Below are 8,692 nucleotides of genomic sequence, written 5' to 3' on the forward strand. Positions count from 1 at the left end.
TTTAGAGCTGGGTAAGCTGACGTTCGGTAAAGTGAGTTAATTAACTAACAAGCTAGGGAGCGTTACTCCTTAGCTTGAGTTCGGTTAATTTGGTGCGTTATCTTTCAGCCATGGAGTTTGGCCGAGCTGCTGTTTGAGCAAATCAACAAATCCGGATATGCGCGCTGAACGCTCTTTCATTGGGCTGCTAAGCAGGGCAACAATGTTGGCGTTGGGTAAGCTGTATTCTGGGAGTAATCGCACCAATTCACCGCTGTTTATTTGCGGCTGAACATCCCACTCTGAGCGCATAATAACGCCAAGTCCCGCTAGCGCCCAATCTTTGATCACCCGGCCTTCGTTACTCGCAAGGCTTGGATTTATTCTTATCTCCTGGTGCGTGAGTTGTTTATTGTGGCTAAATTGCCACAGGGTCACATCTTCGTTGTTTTCCCTAAGGGCAATACAGTCGTGCTTAGTGAGGTCTTTTGGCGTTTGCGGATAACCCATGCGCTTGAGGTAGGCTGGCGAAGCGCAAATAAAGCGTTGATTACTTGCAAGTGTGATCATTTTTAGTGATGAGTCATTAAGTGCACCAATGTAAATGATGATGTCCCATTTATGATGATTTGACCAATTAGGGTTATCTGACAATTCAAGTTCTATATCAAGCTGCGGATGGCTGAGTTTGTACTCAGCCAGTAATGGCGCTATGTAATCGTTGCCAAACCCAAGCGGCGCTAACACCTTTAACTTACCTGATACTACTGACTTTCGTTGGTCGATGAGTTCTTGAAGCTCATCCAAGCTTTGTAAGATGCTCAGGCCTTTATCGAGTAGCAATTGGCCTTCTTCCGTGAGGCTGACCACACGTGAAGGGCGCTGGATCAGGCTAATCGATAGTTTCTTTTCAATATGCTGCAACCTTAAAGTCACTGATGGCGGAGTGATATTTAATGTTCTAGCGGCATCAGCTAAGGTGCGATGACTGGCGATTACGCTTATGAAACGTAGATCTTCAGTACTTATCATTTGGTTTAAACCTAATCTATATCTTGATAATAGTTAATATAAAATAAATGCGTGCTGGTGGATACTGAGCATTAAACAAGAAGTTTGATGTCTTTCAAATACTTTGAACATAAGCATTTTCCAAAGCCTCACGAATACAAGCCACTATGGCTAGGCATCAAACTTGTCAGATTGATTGGTGAACTAGGACATTAAAGATGCCATCTACTCAAATACTTTCTACGACTCAGCAAGAGCAGTATCAAGCAATTGATACACCGTTTTTATATGTAAATAAGCCAGTATTTATTAATAACCTCAATCAACTCCGCCAAAAAATTGAAGGATTAGGTGCAAACCTAAGGCCGCATTTTAAAACGTTAAGATCACTTGAAGCGGCCGAGTTTTTATTACCCACTAAAAACTCACCAGTCACTGTATCAACGGTAAAAGAGGCTGAGGCCTTAGCATCTAAAGGTTACACAGACATTATTTATGCAGTAGGTATTGCCGATGGTAAGTTGCCGCGTATTGCTAAAATGTTGAGCCAAGGTATTAATGCAAGAGTATTACTTGATAGCGTCGAGCAAGCACATCAGCTAAACCATTTTTGTGGATCTCATCACTGCCAAATTCCAGCATTAATTGAAATTGACTGTGATGGCCATCGTGGTGGTATTTCGCCTGAAGCCGATAAGTTGCTTGAAATTGCTCAGTTGCTAACGTCTGGTGCAGCCAGTTTTCACGGCGTACTCACTCACGCAGGTGAGTCATATCAGTGTTTTGAAAAACAGCAATTAATTGATGCGGCGCAAAATGAAGTTGCAGCGGCAGTAAAAGCTGCTGAGCGCATTCGCGCAGCGAGTATGCAATGTGACATCGTTAGTATTGGTTCAACACCAACAGCGCAAAGCTATCAAAACCTTGATGGGATCACTGAGGTTAGAGCGGGTGTGTACACCTTCTTCGATTTAGTCATGGCAGGGTTAAACGTGTGTCAGTTAACTGATATTGCGGCAATGGTAGTGACCAGTGTTATTGGTCATAATCCTGATAAAAACTGGATTTTCATTGATGCAGGCTGGATGGCTCTATCGGGTGACAGAGGTACAGCTGAGCAGCCAAAAGATTGTGGTTACGGTTTAGTGTGTGACGACAGCGGCCACGTGTTATCAGGCTTACAGGTTATTACCGTTAACCAAGAGCATGGCATTATTCAAGCTGTTGATGGTAGTGTGATTGATTTAGCACAGTTCCCGGTGGGCAGCCGTTTGCATATCTTGCCGAACCACGCCTGTGCTACAGCTTCGATGCACGCTCAGTACCATGTATTTGATACTGATCCTCATAGCGATAATGATGGCTATGAGATCTGGAACCGAGTACAGGGGTGGTAATATGATCTATTTATCTGAAGCGCAAACATCAAAGCTTATCTCCCATGAGCTGGCTTATAACGCGGTTAAAGAAGCGTTTGTCGCTGCCGTAGATGATAAAGCAACCTTGTTCCCAGTAGTGAATGCACAGGGCGCGAATCTTAATGAAATGTTCTCATTAAAGTCGGCTTCAACGCCAAATCTTGTCGGCTGGAAAACGGGTAGCTATTGGCCTGATAACCACAAAAATGGTTTGCCATGCCACGGTACTAACGTGTTTTTACTCGATCCATTAACCGGCATGTTACAGGCGGTGATTGCTGCCACAACCGTTAATGCTTACCGCACAGGTGCTGCCGATGCAGTTGCAGTAAATTACTTAGCGAGAGAAGACGCCTCGGTATTAACTGTTTTTGGTACGGGTCATCAGGCTGAATATGAAGTGCTAGCAGTGAGCAAGGTGCGCTCATTAACTAAGGTATTGGTTGTTGGCCGTAGTGCCAGCAAAACTGAAAACTTGGTTAAGCGATTACTAGAAAAAGGGATTAATGCTAAAGCTTGTGATGCACAAGCAGCTTGTGAACAAGCAGATATTATTATCACAGCAACCACAGCTCAAGCACCTTTATTTGAGGCGCAGTGGGTACAACCTGGAACGCATATTTCTGCAATGGGCGCTGATAAAGTGGGTAAGCAAGAGTTGCCAACTGACCTATATAGTCATGCTCGCTTGTTTTGCGACTTTGCTTCTCAATCTATTGTTATTGGTGAGTTTCAACATAGCAGAAATACGCCGATAATTGAGATTGGTCAGGTGATAAATGATTCTGCTTTAGGGCGACAAAACCATGATGAAATCACTATTTTTGATAGCTCAGGTATTGCAATTCAAGACTTGTTTGTTGCATCGCATATTCTAGCGCTGAGTCAACAATAGTTTAGGCTTTTGACTGCATACTGTTTGGAATTAGATGCAGTGCAGTGTTAGATATGATTTGGGGTTAGCTATATAGCTAACCCCAAATTTTTGCTGTGTATTTTGATATATGCTGAGAAACGACTTTATTTGTGTCGGTCAGAGCAAGTAACAATTTAGATAAGCGCCAAATTTATGGTAATTGGCCAGTTGAGCCATCAGGATTGTAGAAAGCATCAATGATTTCTACTTCACCAGTTTTAAAATTATAGTTCATGACCTTAGTAGGTAATGAGCGTTGAATAAAATACAAGTCGCGATAGATACACATATCACCGCGATAGGTATAAGCGATATCTAAGTCGGATGTCATTAAGTCGCCATCGCTAACAGGACCAATAGTGAAGTCTGTTGTTGTTATACCGTGCCATAGTTCACCGCAAGCTGTATGCACGTTAGTGTTTGTTCCAGATGTTGAGTACGGAAAACCTGTGTCACTTGATGCAACATTGCCTTGGCCAAAGCCCGGTAGCTGTTCTACTGCAGTGTTGTAGCCTTTCGTTAACCAACCGCTGTGGTATAGCTTTACGGCACTTTCAAAGGCGGCAAACTGGCCACTCATTGCAGAGATCCTAGTGTCATCTTGAACATTGATGAATTTCGGCAGTGCGACGACAGCAAGTATACCGAGAATAATAATCACGATGACTAATTCAATTAACGTAAATCCTTTTGTATTTTGTTTCATCATCGCTCTCTACTTCTAAAATATGCAGCATTAAATTAAGCGAATTATTGTACATTTTATACGAGAGTCGTAAATTGATCTGAATCCAATTCAATGTTTATTTTTACTAATGCGAATATATTAGGTTTAAAGTGCGACTTGATTAAGTTATTGTAAAATAATGATTAAAATAAAAGTGTCATTAGATTTTCTATTTTTATTGCTGTTGGATAAGTTTTTGTATTGAAAACGAACGCTGCTAAGTTGTGACTGTTGGCGGTAATTTATTCAGTTTAATAGTGAAGTCTACTTGGATTGTTGTTTGCTGGTGTGATCTATTGTTGGTGGTAGTTTTGTTAGAGCTAATCTTGTAGTCAACTCCTAGAGTAGCAAGTAGTTCTTGGGGGGGGGGCAGGGAAATTATTTGAAAGATCCTAGGCTTGATTACCGATTTTATTTGCTGCTAATTGTTCAATCTTATCAATAGTAATAGTTGTTTTTGAAAACTGGTTACGACCACTGGCTTTAGCATGATAAAGCGCTTTATCTGCGATTAAGGCTGCCTGACTGCCAATAACATGCGACTCGCTTTTAAATTCAAAATCATCAACAGTAACAACAGTGCAAACTCCAAGGCTCACCGTAACGTAATTAGCCGTTGATGAGTTTGGGTGTGGCAGGTTGAGCTCTGCAAAAGAGTGCAGCATAGCATCGAGTTTTCTTTGTAAGGGCTCTTCTGGGATATCACGAAATAACATAATGAACTCTTCACCACCAAAACGGGCACAAATATCTTCTGCGCGGTAAAACTGCTGCGATAGGGTTTGTGCCACTTTGATTAATGCTTCATCTCCTGCGAAGTGGCCAAGGGTATCGTTATATTCTTTAAAATGGTCAACGTCAGCAATAATCAAAGTAAAACCTATTTGTTGACGAGCAAGCAGTTGGCAATAGGTTTCGAGTCGTTGCTCAAAGCCTCGTCGATTTGGAATATTGGTCAACTTATCAATAAAGACCTGCTCATTCAGTTGTTTCGTTTGTTCCTGAATCGTGCCCATAAGTGCATTGAAATGAGTGGCTATTTTTACCAGTTCAGTGATTGGGTAGCTGTATTGGAGCTTTTTTATTTCTCGGCTTTTATCCATTTCTTTAATATCTGCCGCTAGCTTTCTCACTGGGTTGACTAATAAATAGGAATATAAGAAATAAGCAAGAATAAGTAGCAATGACATCTCTGCCAACAGAATAAATACACTGTAATCCAGCATTGGCGGTGGCTGGTTGTTGGTGTGATAAAGCACTAATTTTAACAATGGCTTACCATCAACATTGGTTATTAGTCGTTCGGATGTGGCGGTCACTTGATTCAGTTTAGTGTTTGTACCTAACCTCGGTAAATTTTCGTCTGAGTCATCAGCCATTGCTATTTCAACACCTGCGGCAGTGTATTGTGATAATTCGGCGATAAATCCCTCATCAATTAGCCTAATAAAAACTAAATAACCAATTTGGGTGCCGCTTCTATCGGATTTTAAAATACTGGTAGAGCTGTAAATTGCTGGGCCGTATCGTGTAGCAATAACCCCATGGGTAGAGGGCACATCATCAGGGGAGTCTAACTGACTATTAACAGGTGGGAACGCCTGTTTGGTTTGTGGAGACAAGGCTATGTTTTGTGGGTGTTGTTTGAAGTCTGTTAACTCAAAAACTAGTGGTATATCATTTCGATGATTAAAGCCTTTGCTAAACACGGGTTGATTTTGAGTATCAAATATAAACACACCATCGACTTGTAAACTTTTGAACGTATCGTCGGGGTACTCATGTTTTTCATAGTACCTTTTGGCGCTGGCGGAGTTTGACTTCATGTAGCTGTAGGTTCTGTCCCACACCGCATAGTCGTAATTAATGGTTTGTAGCGGCTTTCTCATTTGCTGAAATGCGTAATTTAATGAGGTGAGTTCTTGTTCTGATAACTTAACTAATGAGTTTTCTATTAGTGGTAGTTGCACCCAAAACCGAAAGGCGAATACAGCGCTAGCAAATAAGATAAAAATGCCCGCAGAAAGCCTAAGCTGTAATTGATTAAAGGTTTGAGAGTGTATTTTTACGATAATGAGAAACCTTGGTAAAACAGACCCATCTTATGAGTAAAGCTCATTAACTAATCTCTAGCCAACTTTTAGGCCAAGATAAAGTTGATACCTTGTTGTTTTACTAAGGAACTTGCTCATTTTTAATCAATATAAATGAGTTGTATTTTTAATAAGCTTGTAGGCAGTTTTTACTATCTTTCGCTAATCTAGAAAGCCACTTGTAAGACTGATGGCTGTTCAAGTGATCTCCGCTTTAATGTGATTAAGCAGCTTTTAGCCTAGATCTTTATTGAAGTTGCTGTTCGGGTACTTTCTATTTGTGCAGGAAAATAACAAGCCACTAATAACATTAGTGGCTTTTAGATAGATTTGCCTTTTTATCAAAGCAGTTCAAGGCTGACTTTCTACTCTCTGCTCCCTACGAGCCGCTCAAGGCTGACTTTAAGCCATTCTTTGAGTTGGCTTCCAGCGCAGTAACTGTGCTGGTACTTTAACGCCTTGAGCTTTGTGTTGTGAAAGGTTGAGTTAATACGATTCAAATACGCGGCGCCGTACATTAAGTGCTTCGCTAAATCGACGGCATTACGGCCTTGCTTGTTTTTGAATGAGTTATCTAAGTAACTGCCTTTTGCCCATTGGTTAACGGCTACTAGAGCTGCGTCTCAGGTGACTTTCGGTGTGAAAACAAAAAGCCACTAATAACATTAGTGGCTTTTAGATAGATTTGCCTTTTTATAAAAGCAGTTCAAGGCTGACTTTCTACTCTCTGCTCCCTACGAGCCGCTCAAGGCTGACTTTAAGCCATTCTTTGAGTTGGCTTCCAGCGAAGTAGACTTGCCGGCAGTTTAACGCCCTGAGCTGTGAGCGAGTTAATACGGCTTAGGTACGCGGCGCCGTACATTAAGTGCTTCGCTAAATCGACGGCATTGCGGTCTTGGTAGTTGTCTAAGTAACTGCCTTTTGCCCATTGGTTAAAGGCACCAAGTGCTGGACCTGCCCAGATCTGATAATCCATTTCACGACCCACTTCGCCTGAGTTTGACCAGCGGCTTGAAAGCCCTAGATACCAACGGAAAATCAGCGCCATTTTACGCTTAGGGTTGCCCTCTGCACGTTCAATTTGCTTAGGGTCACGCTCATTAAAGTGCGCCACTGTTCCTGCCCAAATCTCATCTAGGCTTGAGCGAAATACTTGTTTCTCAAGCTTTTCACGCTCGTCTAATGGAATGGCTTCAATTGAATCGTAACGAGTATAGATCTCATACAATTTGTTAGCGCGCATTGGGAATAGCGTGCCACGCTTAACCACTTGCAGTTTTACGCCCATCTCGAACATATCTGCCGCTGGCGCCATGGTTACATCGGCCATCTCAGTTGTAGCAAGTAGCTTACGGGTGTGGTCACTTGCACCGGCTTCAACACAAGCTTGGTTGATAGAGCCGGTAACAATATATGCCGCGCCCATGTTAAACGTTGCCAGCGCTGCATCAGGTGTACCAACGCCGCCGCCACAACCAACGCGGATTGGAGTGTCGTACAGGTACTTGGCTTGAATTTCTTCTTTCAGCGCTAAAATCGTTGGTAGTAGCGTCACTAGCGGGCGGTTATCCGTGTGGCCACCCGAGTCGGCTTCTGCGGTGATGTCGTCAGCCATCGGTACAAGTTGCGCCAGCTCCATCTGCTCTGCTGTAATAGAACCATCATCTACTAGCTTTTGTAGCATTTTGGCAGGCGCTGGCATCATGAACTTTTCAGCCACTTCGGTGCGGCTCACTTTTGCGATAACTTTGTTACCAACAACGACTTTACCCTGTGCATCGCGGCTTAAGCCTGCTGCGCGGTAATAAACGATTTGCGGTGTTAGGCCTAAGAAAGCTGATGCTTCAACGGTGCGCACCTTATGCTTTAAAAATAACTCAACGCTGCCACGTTCTAGTGCTGGCTCGCTTGGGCTATGGATAAGGTTGAACATGTATGGGCCATTTGGTAGCGCGGCTTGAATACGATTAATCGCCGCTTCAACGCGACTTGGAATAAGACCTGCTGCGCCAAATGAACACAAAATGCCTGCTTGGCCTAAAGCGATCACTAGCTCTTCTGATGAAATGCCGTTCGCCATTGCGCCAGCATAGTAAGCGTATTTCACGCCGTGAACGCGGCGGAAGTTACTGTCGCCTAGGCTTTCTGTACCTAATGCAGGAGTAAACGCACTCACTGGTAAATCTGTGCTGTTAGCCGCTTGTTCGGTGACGATATCGGCAGTTTGTGCAATACCAAAACCTTGCTCTGTGTGGTTTACCACGTAGCAGGCACGGCTAAAATCTTTAAGTTGTTGCTCCATCACTTGCACGTCAAAACTGATATTTGACTCTGTAACAGCCCATGGCCACGGAGAAAGCATTTCGTTAGTTGCTGTAGGATTCATTATTTGTAAGACCCTTAATTATTTATATCGAGCTTGCGGCTCTTAGCTGTTGTTCTTTTCTATAAAATCATTGTTATAAATCGAGTTAGGACGCAGATACTTTTGCTCAATTTCCAGAAAAAAGCGCGCAGCCTATGAATATAGGTGAGCACTTTTGACACA

At 42.7% G+C, this 8,692-nt stretch carries 6 protein-coding genes and 1 pseudogene; 2 read left to right on the plus strand and 5 right to left on the minus strand.

Features of this window, described 5'->3' with window-relative positions; all coding sequences use genetic code 11:
• Window positions 1-84: 84 nt before the first annotated feature.
• On the minus strand, window positions 85-1,011 hold the full coding sequence (locus tag MSG37_RS19420; RefSeq protein ID WP_248472320.1) for a LysR substrate-binding domain-containing protein: 927 nt from the start codon (window positions 1,009-1,011) through the stop codon (window positions 85-87).
• Between the two features lie 197 nt (window positions 1,012-1,208).
• Here MSG37_RS19420 and MSG37_RS19425 point away from each other — a divergent pair, with 197 nt between their 5' ends.
• Entirely contained in the window at window positions 1,209-2,387 is a 1,179-nt protein-coding gene (locus tag MSG37_RS19425; protein WP_248472321.1) for a DSD1 family PLP-dependent enzyme, read from the plus strand.
• Window position 2,388: 1 nt separating this feature from the next.
• On the plus strand, window positions 2,389-3,303 hold the full coding sequence (locus MSG37_RS19430) for an ornithine cyclodeaminase family protein (protein WP_248472322.1): 915 nt from the start codon (window positions 2,389-2,391) through the stop codon (window positions 3,301-3,303).
• Window positions 3,304-3,475: 172 nt separating this feature from the next.
• On the opposite strand, the gene MSG37_RS21365 is transcribed toward MSG37_RS19430, so the two are convergent.
• The 4 genes and pseudogenes from MSG37_RS21365 to pfaD all read right to left on the minus strand — a co-directional run bounded on the left by MSG37_RS21365 (window position 3,476) and on the right by pfaD (window position 8,530).
• Complete coding sequence (locus MSG37_RS21365; protein WP_282446732.1) at window positions 3,476-4,030, minus strand: prepilin-type N-terminal cleavage/methylation domain-containing protein; 555 nt, start codon at window positions 4,028-4,030, stop codon at window positions 3,476-3,478.
• Between the two features lie 413 nt (window positions 4,031-4,443).
• Window positions 4,444-6,021: a diguanylate cyclase gene (locus MSG37_RS19440; protein ID WP_248472323.1), complete on the minus strand. Its 1,578-nt coding sequence runs from the start codon at window positions 6,019-6,021 to the stop codon at window positions 4,444-4,446.
• A gap of 525 nt (window positions 6,022-6,546) precedes the next feature.
• Window positions 6,547-6,761: pseudogene (locus MSG37_RS19445) on the minus strand (2-nitropropane dioxygenase); the annotation flags it as partial.
• A 140-nt stretch (window positions 6,762-6,901) separates the two neighbouring features.
• Window positions 6,902-8,530, minus strand: a complete 1,629-nt coding sequence (pfaD, locus tag MSG37_RS19450) for a PfaD family polyunsaturated fatty acid/polyketide biosynthesis protein (RefSeq protein WP_248472324.1) — start codon at window positions 8,528-8,530, stop codon at window positions 6,902-6,904.
• Between the last annotated feature and the right edge of the window lie 162 nt (window positions 8,531-8,692).

Source organism: Shewanella sp. 1CM18E, from assembly GCF_023161665.1.
Taxonomy (GTDB): Bacteria; Pseudomonadota; Gammaproteobacteria; order Enterobacterales; family Shewanellaceae; genus Shewanella.